This is a genomic window from Streptomyces griseiscabiei (genome assembly GCF_020010925.1).
Taxonomy (GTDB): Bacteria; Actinomycetota; Actinomycetes; order Streptomycetales; family Streptomycetaceae; genus Streptomyces; species Streptomyces griseiscabiei.
Map to the genome: position 1 here is coordinate 1,941,661 of NZ_JAGJBZ010000001.1, position 17,789 is coordinate 1,959,449.

Sequence of the window (17,789 nt, forward strand, 5' to 3'; positions counted from 1 at the left end):
GGGTCCTCCGACGCGTCGCGGGGGTGCTCGGGGAGGCGCCCGGACCGATTGTCAGTGGCTGCCGCTAGCGTTCCGCACATGGTCGCACTTGGGCCGGGAATCCCCCGGCTGAACTGTGCTTTCTTCCTGTGGAATTGACGCGGAGGGCTGGGGTTCGTGGGTTGGCTGTCGGCGGGCGACGGGTACGAAGTCGCTCTTGTGGAGGGGCGGGTGGCCGCACGGGCCACCTCGGGCCGGGCGGCGGGACGGCAGTTGAAGTCGCTGCCGAAGGCGCTGAAGGACCACCCGGAGGTGGACCGGCTGCGCCGGTTCGCCGAATGGCTGGATCGGCACGCGACGGCGTGCGTCACCCAGGTGGACACCTGGATGGTGTCGTCACTGCCCGTGCCCACCGGCCTGCTGGCCCGGGTGTGGCCGGACGAGGCCTGGCAGGCCGCGCTGCGCGACCTCGCGGTCGTCGGCGACGACCCGGACGAGGTCGGCTTCCTGCGCGGCGCCACCGACTCCGGCGAACTGCGGATCGTCAATCTCGACGGCGAGACGGTCCGCCTCTCCCCGCGCACGGTGACCCTGCCGCACCCCGTGCTGCTGCCGGACCTCGACGACATCCGGGAGTTCGCGGCCGAACTGGGCATCGTGCAGCGCGTCGAGCAGATACACCGGGCGACCTGGCGGCGGCCGGACGACCTCGCCGCCAAGACCACCCAGGTACGGGACTTCTCGGGCGGCCGGTACCGCTCGCGCTTCGCCCTCGCCGCCCGCGCCACCTCCCTCGGCTACCGCGTCTCCGGCGGGTACGCCACCGCCCGGATCCGGGACGACGAGCGCACCGTCGAGGCCTCCGTATGGATCGGGGAGCCGTACTACGACGACGAGGTGGAGACCGGCACCCTCACCTGGCACGACCCGGAAGGCCGCGCCCTGCCGCTGGGCGAGGTGGGCCCGGTGGCCTGGTCGGAGGGCATGCGGATGGCGGCCGCGCTGTTCGCGGGACGCGTGATCGAGGAAGGCAAGGACGCATGAGCGGGGGGACGGACGTGTCGAGCGGGGGGACCGAGGTGTCGTACGGGGAACTGCTGGCGGCGGGCGGGGTGCTGCCGCCGGACACCGAGGGGGCCGGGGAGCGGGCGGTGCCGCTGACCGCGCGGGCGTACCGCCATCCGGGCCTGGACGACCGGGTAGTGGTGCGGCTGGTCGCCGGGGAGCTGGGCGCGGCGGAGGATCTGGCCGCCGGGTTCCTCGGTCTGGAGCAGGACGCCGAGCCCGCGGTGGTGGGGCTGGGGCTGCGGCAGTCGCTGGGCTTCCCCGAGTGGGTGCTGGTGCACCACCCGGCGGACGGGCACCACGCGCTGGGGATCGTGCCGGACCTGGAGAAGGCCGCCCGGCAGGTGAAGTCCAAGCCGAAGGCGGCCCTGGACGCCTATCTGGAGCTGGGCGAGCGGCTGGCGGCCTCGGTGCCGCACTTCCTGCCGACCTTCTTCGAGCAGGCGGGGCGGGTGTTCATCGCCGAGGAGAACGCCACCTACGCGTCCCAGTTGTTCAGCCGCGCCCGCAGGGCCGAGGCGGAGCACGGGCTGGTCGTCGAGGAGGAGCGGCTCGACGCGGTGTTCCTGGAGTTCGCGCTGGCCGGCGCGCTCCCGGTGAAGGTGCTGTCGGCGTACGCGAAGGAGCTGGCCGCCCGGGTCCCGGCGGAGGAGGCGCTGGAGCGCTTCACCAAGCTGTGCCTGCGCCGTACGGCGGGCGGTCTGCCGCCGTCCGCGCAGATGGCGAACGACCTGCGCAGGCTGGCCCGCGCCGCCGGCCGGGACGCGGACCGCACCGAGCAGGACTATCTGGCCGAACTGCTGGTCCTGCCGTCCACGCTGCGCGCGGCGGCGGGCTGGTGGAAGGGCCACCGTGCGGCGCTGGTGGCGCTCGCCACGCGTGAGCCGAAGGTGCGCGGCACCCTGCTGGACACGCTCCCCGCGTCCAACGACGACGACATGCCCGCGATGTGGCTGGACATGCTGGAGGCCTGCGGTGCCACGGCCGGGCTGTGGGACACCGCGCTGCCCGCGGAGCAGCGTCCGCACGACGGTACGGCGGGCTGGCTGGAGCGGTTCCTGACGTTCCGGGAGCAGGCGCGGTCGTGGAACGGCTCCACGCGTATGCCGGAGCTGTACCCGTCCGTGGAGCGTGCCGTGGACGTACTGCGGGCCGAACTGACCACGGCCGGACGCGAGTTGCCGGTCACGCACGACATCGATCTGATCGACCTGCTGCTCTCCCTGGACGTGCCGGTGGCCGCCCCCGCGAAGAGCACGTCGCTGCCGCTGGAGCAGTGGGCGCGCGGCGAGGGGCATCGCGAACTGCTGTCGCTGGCCGCCGACGCCCGGTTCCACGAGGCGTTCGGACGGGGCGCGGACCGGTTCGGCAACGACCAGGACGGGTTGCGCGCGATCCGGGTACTGGCCGCGTCACCGGGCGGTCGCCCGCTGCTGACGGAGTGGGTGCGCGGGGTCGTCCGGCGGTTCGCCGCCGTGGGCCTGCCGCAGCTGCCCGAGGCGCTCGGCCGGCTGAAGTGGCTGCCCGCCGAGGCGCTGGCGCTCGCCGAGGACGAGGTCCGCGCGGCCGTCGCCACCGATCTGACGCCGGTGCTGTCGCGCACCCTGCGCGCCGGACTCTTCGACGAACTGGGCTGGCCCGCCTGGGAGGACGCGACCGCCACCCTCGTCCCGAAGGACGACGTCGAGGACATCGTCATCGCCGACGCCTGGCCGCACCTCGTCGTCGCGGGCGAGGCCCAGGCCCGGGTCATCGGCGCGGAGGGCACCGTCCTCACCCACGATCTGCGCATCCCGGCGGACGACAAGTGGGGCGACCCGGGCTTCCACCACGTGGACGGCGAACTGCTCGTCTACTGGCGGCCCCGCAGCGGCGGCCTGCACGGCTACTGGCACACCCGCGCCGACCAGCCGCAGACGATGGAGGGCCCGGGCGGCGTCCGCAGCACGCAGATGGACTGGTACCGGGGGAATCTGCGGACGACCGTGGCCCTGCCGGGCGGCGGCCGGGCCACCGGCGCGGGCGTGCTGCACGCCGGTGACACCACGATCCCCGACGAGCGGCGGCTGCTGTTCGACGGCGCCTCGTACTGGGTGTGGCACGCGGAGGGCGACCGGGACACGCACGGTTTCTACGAGTACGACCCGCTGACGGGCAGGCGCGGCCGGATGAGCATGCCCGCCTTCCTCGCCGACGCGCTGCGCGACGCCCCCGAGGGCAGCTCCTACGAGGGCGGTCGGCTCCGCCCCTCCCCGACCCTCGGCCACGCGCCCGCCTCCGCGCCCGTGGACGGCGTGCTCGGTCTGCGCACGATCCGGCTGCCCGACGGCTCCTGGCGCAGCGAGGACCTGGCCGGACACAGCGTCACCGTGCCCTCGGAGCGGGGCAGGCCGTCCGCGTTGGTGGTGTTCCCGGGTGACGACCGGGCGCGTGCGGTCGTCCGCAACGGCTGGTCCATGGAGATCGTCGACACGGACGGTGTCGTCACCTCCACCGCGAAGATCGACCGCACCCCGGGCGTCTTCGGCGAGGGCACACTGCTGCTGCCGCCGGTGCAGTTCTGGGAGTGCATGACGGCCCGCGACCCGGAGGGTTCCGCCGCGCTGCGGCGTATCGACGGCGACACGACGGCGGCCCTGCTGCACGCGGCAGCCCAGGAGATCAGGAACGAGCAGGAGGGCAAGGGCGACAAGGACACGCTGTCCCGCGCGATCCGGGCGGTCCTGCCGGTCACGGACGACGCGCTCGTCGCGGGCATCGCGGGCGTCGTGCGGCACGCCGCCGCCCAGCAGTCCGTCCTCGACGAGGCGTCCGCCCGGCTGACCCGGGCGCTCGACGAGGGCGTGGAGGAGCCGGAGGGACCCTTCGGCCCCACCGACACGGAGCTCCAGGACGCGTTGAGCGGCCTCGGCGTCCGGGAGCGTCGCTCCTGGGACGAGGACGACGGGTCCGACGCCGTCTTCCGTGCCCTGCGCGTGATGAGCAGGGCCGCCGGGCTGCTTCCGGACACCGCCGTACCGGAGGAGCGGACCGTGCGCCTCCACCTCGACGGGCCGCAGTTGCCCACCGGGGAGCTGGAGCTGCTGTCGCTGGCCGGCCACGCGTCCGCCTTCGCCTTCCGGGCCGCTGCCGCCACCACCTCGCAGGAACACCGGGAGACAGTGAGCGCCCTGCTCGACCGGTTCCGGGCCCTCGGACTGGGTAGCGGTGCCGAGTCCGGGCGGTGGCGCAAGGTGTCGGTGAATCTGGCCCCCGGACAGCTGCGCACCCCGTCGGGCGAGTGGCGCGACGGCGAATGGCACGGACTGCTGCCGCTGGGCGGCGGCGCCTTCCTCGCCCTCATGGAACGCACCTACCTGGACGACGACAACGGCTGCACGTTCACCGGGTTCTTCCACGACCCGGCCCAGCTGTTCGAGACGCCCGCGCCGTACACGCTCGACGAGTCCGCACCGCTGGGCGGGGAAGGGGACGCTTCCCCGCTGGACGCGTTCCTCTCGGAGCTGGCCGGGCGCGGCCCGGCGCCCTGGTTCCCGGAGGCCGCCGAGGAGTTCGCCCGGCTCACCGGGGTCACCGAGACCGCGGCCCGGCTGATCGTGGCCGGACTGCCGCAGGTCGACACGTACGAGCGCTCGTTCCTGACCACCGAGGTACGCAACGCCATCGGGGTGAAGCTCGCGCCCGCGGCCGTCGCCAAGGACGAACTGCGGGGCGTCGACGGCGAGATCCGCGCCGCCGTGGTGGGCGCGCTGCTGCCCGCCGACCCCGCCCTGCTGTGGACCGACGGCCCGGACGTGGCCGCCGCGGCGGAGGTCTGGAACAGCCGGGTGGGCAAGCGACGGGCGATCCCCGAGGAACTGCTCGCCGACGCCTCCCGCGCGGTCAAGCACTCCGCGTGGGACCTGAGGAGCGCCCTGCCCGCGCTGCTGTACCCGGCGGACGAGCCCCGGCTCACCCGCGACCTGGAGTGGGCGGTCGACGGCGACCGGGTCAAGCCCGTCGGCGACGACACGGTCGGCTTCACCGCGGACACGCTGGTCGGCGCGGTCGGCCTCGCCGCCTGGCTCGCCCACCGGCTGCCCGCGGGCGACCCGGCCCGGTCCGGGCTGCCGGCCGCGCTCACCGCCGTACGCGAGCGGCTGGCCCACCCGGGCCTGGTGCTGGACCTCGACCGGTACATCGGGCTCCCCGCGTTCCGGAAGACCGCGGGCACCCCGACCGAGGTCGGCGAGGGCTTCGAGCGGTACGGCGCCGTCGTCCTGGCCACCTATGACGACCAGCCGTCGCCGGGCATCCGGGTCGCGCTGCTCGACGAGGCCGGCGAGGACCCGTATCTGCCCGCGCTGCGCATCGACGACCAGCGGCCCTACGAGGCCGAGGTCGCGCTGCGGCTGGCCCGCTCCGTCCCGTACGGGGCGCTCCTCGCCGACCCGGGCGACCCGGTGGCCGGCGAGCGGGACAAGGACGGCACCTGGTGGCCGCAGGACCCCAGCCGTTCCGTGCCCGAGCTGGTGACCGAGGTGGCGAAGGAGTACAGCATCGGCGAGGACGCCGCCACGCTCTATCTGATGCTGCTCGCCATGCCCGACCCCACGGACCGGATGACGGCCCGCTGGACGGGCTGGAAGCCGGCCCGGCTCAAGGCGGCCCGTGCCGAACTGGCCGCGGGCGAGCTGGTGGTGGAGGCCAGCCGTACCCGGGCCGGGCGGTCGCTCTTCCTGCCCGGCGCCTGGCTCGACCCGAGGGCGCCGCGGCTGCCGCTGGAGCGGTGGAAGCTCCCGCTGTACGCCGCCCTGATGAGCGACGAGCACGCGACGTTGGGCGTGATCGTCCCGGCCGAGCCGCCCGCCGAGCTGTACCGCAGGGCCTGGCGGCGGATCCAGGACGGCGACACGCCCCGGTTCGAGGAACTGAAGGTGCGGCGGGGCCGCCGCCGCTGAGCGGACGGGAACACACGGGGGCGCCCGGCGACGGGCGCCCCCGGCCCCGGCCTTCCCCGGCACCACCGGCAGACCGACAGACCGACAGACCGACTGATCATTCGCGCAACTGACCTATCCAGCAAGGACATTCATGACAGCGACCGACACGGCGACGGCTCTCCCGGCCCGGCAGACCCTGCCCGCCGAGGAGCGCCACGCCACCGAACTCGCCTTCCTCGCCGCCCATGACGAGGGCCCCCGCCCGCCCGGCTGGCGGCTGACCCCGCGTGCCGTGGTCACCTTCGTCTGCGGCAGCGGCGGCGAGGCACTGAAGCTGCCCAAGCCGCACGAGACGCTGCCCGAGAAGCTGGTGGTCGCGCCCAAGTTCGTCGGCGAACGCGCCCTGGTGGAGCGGTGCGTGGTCACCCTCGCCGGTGAGCGCGGGCTGCTGCTCGTCGGTGAGCCCGGTACGGCCAAGTCGATGCTCTCCGAGCTGCTGTCGGCCGCCGTGTGCGGCACCAGCGCGCTCACCGTGCAGGGCACCGCGGGCACCACCGAGGACGCCTTCCGCTACGGCTGGAACTACGCGCTGCTGCTGGCCCAGGGCCCGACCCCGCAGGCGCTGGTCGACTCCCCGGTGCTCGGCGCGATGCGCTCCGGCCGGGTGGCGCGGGTCGAGGAGATCACCCGCTGTCTGCCCGAGGTGCAGGACGCGCTGGTGTCGATCCTGTCCGACCGCCGGGTGAGTGTGCCGGAGCTGTCCGGCACGGACGACGCCCAGGTCCCGGCCGTGCCCGGGTTCACCGTCATCGCCACCGCCAACCTGCGCGACCGGGGTGTCTCGGAGATGTCGGCCGCGCTCAAGCGCCGCTTCAACTTCGAGACCGTGCACCCGATCGCGGACGTCGACGCCGAGACGGCCCTGGTCCGGCGGCAGGCGGAGGCGGCGGTGCAGCGGGCGGGCGCGGCGTTCGGGGTGGACGACGCGGTGCTCGACGTGCTGGTGACCGTCTTCCGTGATCTGCGGGAGGGGCGTTCCGCCGAAGGGTGGGACGTGGAGCGGCCCGGCACGGTGATGTCCACCGCCGAGGCCGTGCAGGTGGCCGCCTCGATCGGGGTGGCCGCCGCGTATCTGCCGGGCGGGGACGCGCTCGACCTCGTCCCCGGGCACCTGCTGGGCGTCGTCCGCAAGGACGACCCGGCCGACCACGCCCGGCTGCTCGGCTACTGGGACGGTCCGGTGCGCCGACGCGCCGAGGACGGTTCGGCGATGTGGCGCCGCCTCTGGGACCTGCGGGAGAACCTTCGGTGACGACCACTCAGGAACCGCGGGCGGCCGTCACGGCGCTCGCCGACTCCGCGGCGCCGTATCTGCTGGGGGTACGGCACCACAGCCCGGCCCTCGCGGCGGCCGTGCCCGCACTGCTGGACGCCTCCGGCGCGGACGTCGTCTGCGTGGAGCTGCCGGCCGACTTCCAGCACTGGCTGCCGCACCTCGCCGCCCCCGGCACCCTCGCGCCCGTCGCCCTCGCCGGAGCGAGCGAGGGCGGCCGGCTCGGCTTCTACCCCTTCGCCGACTTCTCCCCCGAACTCGCCGCGCTCCGCTGGGCACGGGAGCGGGGGAAGGAAGTGGTCTGCTGCGATCTGCCGATGTCGGACCCGGCGTGGACCATGGACGGCGTCGCCCCCGCCGTCGAGTCCCGGAGCGTGGTCGCCGAGGACACCCCCGTCGCGGCGCCCACGGCCTTCGCGGCGGCGCTCACCGCCGCCGGGACCGGCCGTGACGGTGACGATCTGTGGGACCGCTCCGTGGAGGTGCTCGCTCCCGGCTGTGCCCCCGAGGCGATCCGGCGGGCGGCGCTCGGTGTGGGGTGGGCGCTGCGGCGCGACGCCGAGTCGGCGGGCGGGGTGCCGTCGGTGGACCTGGCCCGCGAGGCGCACATGCGGGAGACCGTCGCCCGGGCGGCGGCGGGCGGGCGCCGGGTCGCGGCCGTGATCGGCGCGTTCCACGCCCCGGCGCTGACGGACGTGACCGGCATCGCCACCGGCCCGGCGGACACGGACGGTTCGGGCGACACGGAGACGTCCGGCACGGACGGTTCGGGCGGCGCAGGGAGGTCCGGCGCGGGCGGCGCTCCGTCGGTCTCACGAGCGGGCGGCACCGCGTCGGGGGCCCGGGGAGCGGGCCTCGTCGGGGAGCGGCCGCCGGTCGTCACCTCGCTCGTCCCGTACGCCTTCGATCTGCTGGACTCCCGTTCCGGGTATCCGGCGGGCATCCGCGACCCGCGCTGGCAGCAGGCGGTGTTCACGGCCGGGGGCGACCCGGGGCTGCTGTACGACGCCGCCGCGCGGGCGGTCACCGACGTGTGCCGGGAGCTGCGCGCGGCCGGGCACACCGCGGGCACCGGTGAGGCCACCGAGACCTTGCGGATGGCGGGCGACCTGGCGAGCATCCGGGGGCTCGCGGCCCCCGGCCGGGGCGAGGTCCTGGAGGCGCTGACCACGGTGATGGGCCAGGGCGAGCCGCTCGGCCGGGGCCGGGCCCTCGCCCGTGCGCTCGAAGTGGTGCTGGTCGGCACCGACCGGGGCCGGATCGCGCCGGGCACCCCGCGTTCCGGTCTCGGCCCGTCCGTGGAGGCGGAGCTGGCCGCGCTGCGGCTGCCCGGCCCGGACGACCCCGCCGCACGCGAACTCCGGCTCGACCCGCTCCGCTCCGCCCTCGACGGCCGCCGCGAGATCCTGCTCCAGCGCCTCGCGGTCTGCGGCACGGGGTACGGCGAGCCCACGGAGGTGGCCGGCACGGGCGACGGTACGGCGCTGACCACCCGGTGGCGTCTGTCGTGGACGCCGGCGGTTCCCGTACGGCTGGACCTCGCCGGAATCCGGGGTGTGACCGCGGCGCTGGCGGCCGAGGGCACCCTGCGGGAGGCCTTCCGCCGGGAGTCGGCGGACGGCGGGCCCACCTGCGCCCTGGTCCTCACCGGGCTGCGCGCGGCGGCCCGCTGCGATCTGCCCGCGCTGGTCGCCGACCGGCTGGCCGACGCCGCCGCCGTGCTGCCCGCCGCCGCCACGCTGCCCGAACTCCTGGAGGCGCTGGACCTGTTGGAGGCGTTGCGCCGGGGCCATCTGCCCGGCACCACCGCCGACGGCAGGCAGTCGGCCGCCGAACTCGCCGTCGACCTGCTGGAGGCGGCCGTCCGCGCGCTGCCCGGTCTCGCGGGCAGCGATCAGCCGGAGGACGCCGCCGCGCTCGTCGCGCTCGCGTCGCGGGCCGGTGAACACCGCCTCGGCCTGCGCATGGACGACGCGCTGGGTACCCTCGCGCGCACCGGTTCCCCGCTGGTCCAGGGTGCCGCCCTGGCCGCCCGGGTCCTGCTCGACCTGGACGGCGCCGACACCCTCGGGGCACGGGCGGCCGGCTGGATCGACACGGCCACCGGGCCGGACAGCAGGCTCGCGCTCGCCCGGCGTCTCACCGGCCTGCTCAGCGGCGCGGCCCCGCTGCTCCACTCCTCGCCCACCGCGCTGGACCCGCTGCTCGACCGTGTCGACACCCTCACCGACCAGGGCTTCCTGGACCGGCTGCCCGCCCTGCGCGGCGGCTTCGACACCCTCACCCCGGCCGGCCGGGACCGTCTGCTCAGCACGGTCACCGAGCGCCTCGGCGACCGCCTCGACCTGTCCCTCGCCGCCTCACCGGCGCTGCTCGCCCTCTGGGCGGCGGCGGACACGGCGGGCCTGGCGGCGCTCGACGCACTGCGCCTGCCGACCGGCCCGGACATCGAGGGACTCCCCGGCACCGCGGACGGCTCGGACACCGCGGAAGGGTTCCCCGGGACCGCGGACGGCACCGACACCCCGGGGACGCCCGCCGCACCGGGCGGGCGGAGAGCCGCCGCCGGGCCCACGCCCGGCGGGACGACCACGACCGCCGAGGCCGACGAGGTCGACCACGCCGACAAGTCCCCCGAGTCCGCCGCCCCCGCGGTCTCCTCCGCGCTGCGCCTCGGCCCCGCCGACCGCTGGCGGCTGCTGCTGGGCCGGGAGAGCGAGAAGCTGCCGCAGGGGGCCCGTCGTTACGCGCACGCGCTGGACGAGCTGTACGGCACCGGGCGGGGCGAGGGCTCCGCGGATCTCGGCCGGGGCAACGGCGGCCAGGGGCAGGGCGGCGGCCAGGACGCGTCGTTCCCGACGGCCCGCGAGTGGGCCGACGAACTGGACGCGCTGTTCGGCGCGGAGGTCCGCGAGGAGGTGCTGGCCCGGGCCGCCGACCAGGGCCGCAGGGACGTACTGGCGGAGCTGGACCCCAAGGCGGTACGCCCCTCGGTCGATCTGCTGACCTCCGTGCTGAACCTCGCCGGAGGGATGCCCGAACAGCAACTGGCCAGGCTGCGCCCGCTGGTACGGCGGCTGGTCGACGAGCTGTCCAAGGAGCTGGCCACCCGGATGCGTCCCGCGCTCACCGGTCTGGCCACCCCGCGCCCGACGCGCCGCCCCGGCGGCCGGCTGGACCTGCCGCGCACGCTGCGGGCCAACCTGGCGAGCACCCACCGTACGGCCGACGGCCGGACCGTGGTCGTACCGGAGCGGCCGGTGTTCAGCACCCGGTCCCGCAAGGAGGCGGACTGGCGGCTGATCCTGGTCGTCGACGTGTCCGGGTCGATGGAGGCCTCCGTCATCTGGTCGGCGCTGACCGCGGCCGTCCTGGGCGGTGTGCCCACGCTGTCGACGCACTTCCTGGCGTTCTCGACCGACGTGATCGACCTGACCGACCGGGTGGACGACCCGCTGTCGCTGCTGCTCGAGGTGAAGGTCGGCGGCGGCACCCATATCGCGGCGGGCCTGGCGCACGCCCGTTCCCTGGTGACCGTGCCCAGCCGGACCCTGGTGGTCGTGGTGAGCGACTTCGAGGAGGGGTACTCGCTGGGCGGGCTGCTCGGCGAGGTCCGGTCCCTCGCCGGGTCCGGGGTCCATCTGATGGGCTGCGCCGCCCTGGACGACACCGGCACCCCGCGCTACTCGGTGCCGGTCGCCCAGCAGCTCGTCGCGGCCGGTATGCCGGTCGCCGCCCTCAGTCCCCTCGCCCTCGCCCGCTGGGTGGGCGACCGGCTCCGCGGAGAGACCCGATGAACGCCGAACTGCCCCCGGCGGCACCCGATGTGGTGGCCGCCGCCGTCGAGAGTCTGACCTCCCGGCTGCGCAAGAAGCTGGACGCCGCGGTCGAGTCGTACGCGGCGCTGCCCGTCACGGCCGACGGCGGCACCCTGCGCGTCCGGTGTGGCGAGGACGCCGAGGTGGCGCTCACGCCCGGGCCCTCGGGCGCGGTCACCGACGCCGAGCGGGCCGTGTGCAGTTGTCTGCTCGCCCCCCGCTGTCTGCACCGTGCCGCCGTGCTGAGCGCGTGCCCGGTGGCCGACGCCTCGGCCGCCGTCGAGGCGGGGCCCGAGCCGTCCTCGGGCGGCCCGGAGGCGGACGCGACGGGCACGGCGTCCACCGACGGCACCGCCGATGCCACCGACGCCGCCGGAGCCACCAGTGCCGCCGGACCGGTCGGCGCCGAGAACACCGAGAACGCCGACGGCACCGGCGCGAACAGCGGCACCGGCACCGACGCCCCCGGCGGCGCCAGGCCCCCCACCCCCGCCCAGATCTCCGCCGCGCACGGCCTCTGGGCGGCCACCGCGGCCGTCCTCGCCGCGGGCGTCCCGGCGGCGGGGGCGGTACCGCAGGCGGAGTTGCTGCGGGCCGCGCACACCGCCCGGCTGGCCGGGCTGCACCGCGCCGAGGCGGCGGCCCTGCGGGTGGTCCGCGGCCTGCGCGGCGCCCGTGCCCGGCACGACGGGCACCGGCTGTCCGACCTGGTCGCCAACGTACGCGAACTGCTGCTCACCACCGGCCTGTTGTCGGCGGCGAACCCGGATCCGGCCCTGGTGGGCACCGCCCGCCGCGCCTACCGGCCGGGCGGCGGTCTGCGGGTGCACGGCGTCTGCCGGGAGCCGGTGATCTCGGCCACCGGATACGGCGGGGTCGTCACCCATCTCGTCTCCGACGACGGGGAGTGGTTCTCGATCGCCGACGTCAAACCGGGCGGCGCGGCCCGCGCCCGGGGCGCCGCCAAGGCCACCGTCGCGCTCGGCTCCGGCACCCTCGACCACGCGGGGCTCTCCCGTGGCGGGCTGCTGATCTCCGGCGCCACGCTCTCCCCGGACGGCCGGCTCGGCTCCGGCAAGGGGGTCCGGGCGACTCCGCTCGCCGGTCTCGCCTGGACGTCGGGCCCGCTCGCCGCGCTCTTCGCCCGCCCCCTGGCCGAAGCGGTCGCCGAACGGCTCGCGGTCGCCCCGGGAGCGGATCCGCAGCAGACCGAGCAGGCGGCGCGCAGGCTGATCGGCTGCGATCTGGTCGTGGTCGGCGCGGCCGGCGACCAGCTGCTCGCCCGTGAGATGTCCCCCACCGGGGAGTCGGCCGGCGAGGGCGTCCTCGTCCGGCTGATCCCGGCCAACGGCCACCCCGACCTGGCACACACCGCCAACTTCCGTCAGCTGGCCGCCCGGCCCGGTCTGCGGCTGCGGGTGCTCGGCCGCCTCGAACCCGACCGGGCGGCCGCCCTCCGTCCGCTCGCGATCGGTCCGGCCCCGGGCACCGAGGCGACTCTGCGGCTGCCGGACGAGTGGCAGGGCCACGCCGATCTGGGCTACGACCGTCTGCAGGGTTCGCACTTCCCGCCGCCGGACGCGCTGTCCGTCGGGGACGGGCCCGCCGGGGTGCCGGCCGATCCGCTCGCCGAGGCCCCCTTGTGGCGGCTGCGGCGGCTCGTGGAGATCGCCGTCTCCGGAGGCCGCCGCGCGGTCGCCGAACCGGCCCGCGACGGCGACCGGAACGGCGGGGGCGCCGCGCTGCGGCGCAGTGGGTTCCGGGGGGCCGCCGACCTGTCGGCCACGCTCACGGCGGAGGCCGACCGTCGCTCCCGTGACGTCTTCGGCCGGGTCACCGACCCCGACCCCGACCGGTACGCCCGCGCCTGGCTCGCCACCGCGGTCTACCTGGCCGGCACGGAACGCGCCCTGGTCCAGGCCACCTGGGGGTCGCCCTCCTCCGACACCTGACCCCACCGGCCGGTGCCTCGTCACCGCCCGGCCGGTTCAGCCGCGCCGTCGCCGAGCCCGCCCTCCCGGGCGCCCCTCCCGGACGACCCCTCCCGGGCGGCGGTCGGAGGTGATCCGGTGGACCACCTCCGAGGCACGGCGCGCCTCGCCTGCCCCGTCGCGCCCCTGCGAGAGTCGAGGCGCCACGCTCCGGGCGTGACAGGCCGGCGACCCCTCAGCGGGATCCGAGCGCCTCCGGGGCGTCCCGCACCGCGCAGGACTCGGCGTGCCGGTGCGGCGGGCCGTGCCGGAGGCTCGCCTCCAGGGCGTCGAGGGCCTGGCGGGCGGCCAGGATGCGGACGCGCACTTCGTCCTCGGCGACGGTGTCCGCTGTGGCGGTGCGCACGGCGACGGCCGGGTCCCGCTCGCGGTCCTCCTGCCCACGGTCCTCCCGCTCGCGGTCCTCCTGCTCGCGGTCCTCCCGCTCGCGGTCCTCTCGCTCGCGGTCCTCTCGCTCGCGGTCCTCCTGCTCGCGCTCCATCTCGCGGGCCTCGTCCAGGGAGCTGATGACGACACCGATGAGGACGTTGACGAGGACGAAGGAGGCGAAGAGGACGTAGGAGGCGTAGTAGACGATGCTCCAGCGGGAGATCTCCAGGCCGGCGCGGACGGCGTCGCCGAGGCCGTCCAGGGTCATCAGCAGGAAGAGGGTGAGGACGGCGCGGCCGAGGGAGCCGAAGTGCTCGGGGTCGTGGTCGGCGAAGAAGACCCAGCCGACCATGGCGTAGACGTACAGGAGCAGGGCGCCGACGAGCAGGAAGCTGAAGGTGCCGGGGAGGCTGCGGCCCACGGCGACCATGAAGACGCGGAGCTGGGGCAGGAAGCGGGCGGTGCGCAGGACCCGGGCGAGGCGCAGCAGCCGCAGGATCGTGCCGTTCTCGCGGACGACGGGCAGGAACGCGGAGACCACGACGGCCAGGTCGAACAGGTTCCACGGGTCGCGGAGGAAGTCGCGGGGGCGGTCGGCGTGCGCACAGGCACGCAGGAGTATCTCGACCGTGAACGCGGCCAGGCAGAGGTGTTCGGCGAGGCGTAACCAGCCGCCCCAGCCCGTCACCAGCGCGCTGTACGTCTCCACGCCCAGCAGTGCCGCGTTGGTGAGGATCAGGGCGAACACGGTGACACCGAACCAGCGCGCCTCGGTGACGGCGCGGGCCCGTTCCGCGAGGGCCCGGCGGCGGGGGCGCCGGGCCGTGGGGGTCGTACGGTCGTGCGGGTCGGTCATCCTGCGGTACCTGCTCCTTCGCGCAGCGCGACGTCCCGCCGCCCCGGGATCGGGCGGCGGGTCCGGTGGAACGATCACGCTCCAGGAGACTTCTACAGCACGGTCGGCGCGCGGTGCGTCGCCGAGTCCGGTCAGACCGTCCGGGGCTGCAGATAGCGCGCCAGCAGGTCGTCCAGCGCGACCAGGCCGGCGAGGCGGCCCGTGTCGTCGTGGACGACGGCGAGCGTCGCGCGGTGCCGGCGCAGCACGTCGATGGCGTCGGCCACGGTCGCGTCGTCCGGCAGCTCGGGTACGGGCCGGGCGAGGGCACGGGCGGTGACCGCGCGTCCTCTCGTCCGGGCGACCAGGGCGTCACGGGCGTGGACGGAACCGAGGACGGTGCCGTCGTCGGCGCGGACCAGCAGACGGGTGCGGTCGTGTGCGGCGGCGGCCCGCAGGACGGCCTCGGCATCGGCGTCCGCGCCGACCGCGGTGATCTCGGCGGCCGGGACCGCGAGGTCGCGCACCGGGGTGCCAGGCTCCGTCAGTGACCGGGTGATCAGCTCGGAGTCGGCCTCGCTGATCAGCCCCAGCCGCTGCGACTCCTCGACGAGATGGGTGAGCTGCTCGCGGTTGTGCACGGACGCCAGTTCGTCGCGCGGGGTGACCCTGCACAGCCGTACCAGCGCGTTGCTGACCCGGTTGAGCAGTCCGATCAGCGGTCGTACGGCCCTGACCACGGCCCGGAAGGACGGGGCCAGCAGCATCGCGGAGCGCTCGGGGTGGGCGATGGCCCAGGACTTGGGTGCCATCTCGCCGACGACCATGTGCAGGAACACGACCACGACCATGGCGACGACGAAGGCCACGCCGTAGCTGAGGGCGCTGGGCAGGCCCAGGTCGTGCAGCAGGGGGTCGAGTTCGTGGGAGATGGCGGGCTTGGAGACGGAGCCGAGGCCCAGGGTGCAGACGGTGATGCCCAGTTGGGCGCCGGCCAGCATCAGGGACAGCTCGCGCATCCCGGCGAGGGCCGCCTTGGCGCCGCGCTGTCCGGCGGCCACCGCCTGTTCCACGCGGTGGCGTCTGGCGGCGACGAGCGCGAACTCGGCGGCGACGAAGAATCCGCTGCCGATCAGCAGCAGGACGGTGACGAAGAGCGCCATGGGGAAGCTCATGCCTGTTCCTCCTCGCGCTCGGCCGCGCGGCCGGTTGCGCGGTCGGCCTCGTGGTCGACGGGCGCGGCCAGCCGCTCCAGGCGGACCCGGTCGGGGACGTGCCGGTCGAGGGTGCGGACGTCGATGACCGCGCGCCCGCCGTCGGGCAGGTCGACGGTGAGCCGGTCGCCGATGGCGGGGAAGCGGCCGAGGCGGTCCACGACCAGCCCGGCGACGGTGTCGTAGTCGTCGTCCTCGGGCAGGTCGACACCGGTGGCGTCGGCGACCTCGTCGAGGCGGCGCCCGGCGTCCACCAGCCAGCCCGTGCCGTCGGCGACGGCGAGTTCGATGACGGTGTCGGACTCGTCGGCGATGTCGCCCACCAGTTCCTCGGCGATGTCCTCGTAGGTGACGATGCCGGCGACTCCGCCGTGCTCGTCGAGGACGACGGCGAACTCGTCGTCGCGCTCGCGCATCCGGGTCACCGCGTCCGGCAGCGGCAGGGTGTCCGGCAGGAGCAGCGGGCGGCGGGCGAGGGCGCCCGCGGTGGTGGCGGTGAGGGGCCCGGCGGGCAGCCGCATCAGCTCGCGGACGCCGAGCACGCCGGTGACGTCGTCCGGGTGGTCGCCGAGCACCGGGTAGGTGGAGTGGCCGTGCTCGGCGATCAGTTCGACCGCCTCGGCGGCGGAGGCGTCCTCGCGGACGAAGACGGCGGCGGCGCGCGGCACCATCACCTCGTCGAGGGTCCGCTCGGAGAACTCCAGGGCGTGGTCGAGCAGTTCGGCGGTGTCCTTGGGCAGTTCGCCCTGCTCGTGGGACTCGCCGATGAGGTGGCCCAGCTCCTCCAGGGTGGCGCCGTGGTGCAGTTCCTCGACGGGCTCGATGCCCACCTTGCGCAGCAGCCGGTTGGCCGCGCCGTCGAAGACGTGCACCACCGGGCCGACGACCTTGAGGTAGGCGAGCGTGGAGCCGGCCAGCGACTTGGCCAGCCGCTCCGGGACGGCGAGGGCCAGGTTCTTCGGGGCCAGCTCGCCCAGCACCATCTGGACGACGGTGGCCGCGGTGAAGGCCAGGACGACGGAGATCCCGCCGACCGCGCCCTCCGGGACCCCGGCGCCGGTCAGGGCCGGTTCGAGGAGGGCGGAGACGGACGGTTCGGCGATGAAGCCGACGATCAGGCCGGTGACGGTGATGCCGAGCTGGGCGCCGGACAGCATGAACGACAGCCGTTCCAGCACGGTCAGGGCTCGCGCGGCCCGGCGGTCGCCCGCCTCCGCGTCCCGTGCGAGGGCGAGCCGGTCGGCGGAGACGTAGGCGAACTCCTGGGCGACGAAATAGCCGGTACCGGCGGTGAGGACGAGGACGGCCAGCAGGCCGAGCACGGCGTTCGCGGCACTCATCGGACACCACCCCGTCGCGTGCCGCGATCGGGACGACCGGCCAAGGGCTGGCGGGGTGGTCCGGGACTGTGTCCCGGGGAGTCCGTCGGTCTGGCGGACAAGGGCTTGCTCCTTCAGTAGGCGTGCGACAGGTGAACGATTCTGACCCGATCTTCGTTCCCGGCCGCGAACACCCCCTCCCCGGCGCGGCGCTCACCCGCCGTCGTCGGCGCCCCGCGCTCTGACCAGCCCCTTCTCGTACGCGATCACCACGGCCTGGGCGCGGTCGCGCAGGTCGAGCTTGGCGAAGATGCGGGCCACATGCGACTTGACGGTGGCCTCGCTGAGGGTGAGTTCGGCGGCGAGTTCCGCGTTGGACAGGCCCCGGCCGAGGAGGGTCAGGACCTCCAGTTCGCGGGGGGTCAGCGATCCGAGGTCGGCGTGCGCGGCGGGCGGGTGGGGGGCCTCGGTGGCGAAGCGTTCCACGAGCCGCCGGGTGATGGTGGGGGCCAGCAGGGCGTCACCGGTGTCGACCAGCCGTACGGCCGCCGCGAGGTGGCGCGGGGTGACGTCCTTCAGCAGGAAGCCGCTGGCGCCGATGGACAGGGCGGCGTAGACGTAGCGGTCGAGGTCGAAGGTGGTGAGGATCAGCACCCGGCAGCCCGGAGCCCGGTCCAGGATGCGGCGGGTGGCCTCCAGACCGTCCATGTTCGGCATCCGGATGTCCATCAGGACGACGTCGGGTTCCAGCTCGCGGGCCATCGTCACCGCTTCCGCACCGTCGGCCGCCTCCCCCACCACGTCGATGCCCCGGGCGGTGAGGATCAGCCGGAACCCGGTCCGGATCAGGGTCTGGTCGTCGACGACGAGCACCCGGGGCGCCGACGGCTTGTCCGTCGCCGGTTCCGTCGCCGGTTCCCGTGCCGGTTCCATCGCCGGGTCCG

Annotated in this window: 9 protein-coding genes; 5 read left to right on the plus strand and 4 right to left on the minus strand. The window is 75.3% G+C overall.

Annotated elements, in window-relative coordinates; all coding sequences use genetic code 11:
- Nucleotides 1–156: 156 nt before the first annotated feature.
- The 5 genes from J8M51_RS08490 (at nucleotide 157) to J8M51_RS08510 (ending at nucleotide 13,069) form a co-directional block, all read left to right on the plus strand.
- Nucleotides 157–1,023, plus strand: coding sequence for a DUF4132 domain-containing protein (locus tag J8M51_RS08490; RefSeq protein WP_267299072.1), 867 nt, complete (start codon nucleotides 157–159; stop codon nucleotides 1,021–1,023).
- Complete coding sequence (locus J8M51_RS08495) at nucleotides 1,020–5,984, plus strand: DNA-binding protein (RefSeq protein WP_267299073.1); 4,965 nt, start codon at nucleotides 1,020–1,022, stop codon at nucleotides 5,982–5,984. The genes J8M51_RS08490 and J8M51_RS08495 overlap by 4 nt, the downstream gene beginning before the upstream one ends.
- Before the next feature lie 133 nt (nucleotides 5,985–6,117).
- On the plus strand, nucleotides 6,118–7,278 hold the full coding sequence (locus tag J8M51_RS08500) for an ATP-binding protein (RefSeq protein WP_216587500.1): 1,161 nt from the start codon (nucleotides 6,118–6,120) through the stop codon (nucleotides 7,276–7,278).
- Nucleotides 7,275–11,096, plus strand: coding sequence for a vWA domain-containing protein (locus J8M51_RS08505; protein ID WP_086764221.1), 3,822 nt, complete (start codon nucleotides 7,275–7,277; stop codon nucleotides 11,094–11,096). The genes J8M51_RS08500 and J8M51_RS08505 overlap by 4 nt, the downstream gene beginning before the upstream one ends.
- Nucleotides 11,093–13,069, plus strand: coding sequence for an SWIM zinc finger family protein (locus tag J8M51_RS08510; RefSeq protein ID WP_267299074.1), 1,977 nt, complete (start codon nucleotides 11,093–11,095; stop codon nucleotides 13,067–13,069). The genes J8M51_RS08505 and J8M51_RS08510 overlap by 4 nt, the downstream gene beginning before the upstream one ends.
- 214 nt (nucleotides 13,070–13,283) lie before the next feature.
- Here J8M51_RS08510 and J8M51_RS08515 read toward each other — a convergent pair whose 3' ends face one another.
- The 4 genes from J8M51_RS08515 to J8M51_RS08530 form a co-directional block, all read right to left on the minus strand.
- On the minus strand, nucleotides 13,284–14,333 hold the full coding sequence (locus tag J8M51_RS08515; RefSeq protein WP_086751094.1) for an ion transporter: 1,050 nt from the start codon (nucleotides 14,331–14,333) through the stop codon (nucleotides 13,284–13,286).
- A 131-nt stretch (nucleotides 14,334–14,464) separates the two neighbouring features.
- On the minus strand, nucleotides 14,465–15,487 hold the full coding sequence (locus tag J8M51_RS08520) for a hemolysin family protein (protein ID WP_086751096.1): 1,023 nt from the start codon (nucleotides 15,485–15,487) through the stop codon (nucleotides 14,465–14,467).
- The gene (locus J8M51_RS08525) at nucleotides 15,484–16,866 is read right to left on the minus strand and encodes a hemolysin family protein (RefSeq protein ID WP_267299075.1); all 1,383 of its coding nucleotides are present in this window, start codon (nucleotides 16,864–16,866) and stop codon (nucleotides 15,484–15,486) included. Before J8M51_RS08525 ends, J8M51_RS08520 begins: the two co-directional genes overlap by 4 nt.
- A 192-nt stretch (nucleotides 16,867–17,058) precedes the next feature.
- Nucleotides 17,059–17,778, minus strand: a complete 720-nt coding sequence (locus J8M51_RS08530; protein ID WP_267299076.1) for a response regulator — start codon at nucleotides 17,776–17,778, stop codon at nucleotides 17,059–17,061.
- Between the last annotated feature and the right edge of the window lie 11 nt (nucleotides 17,779–17,789).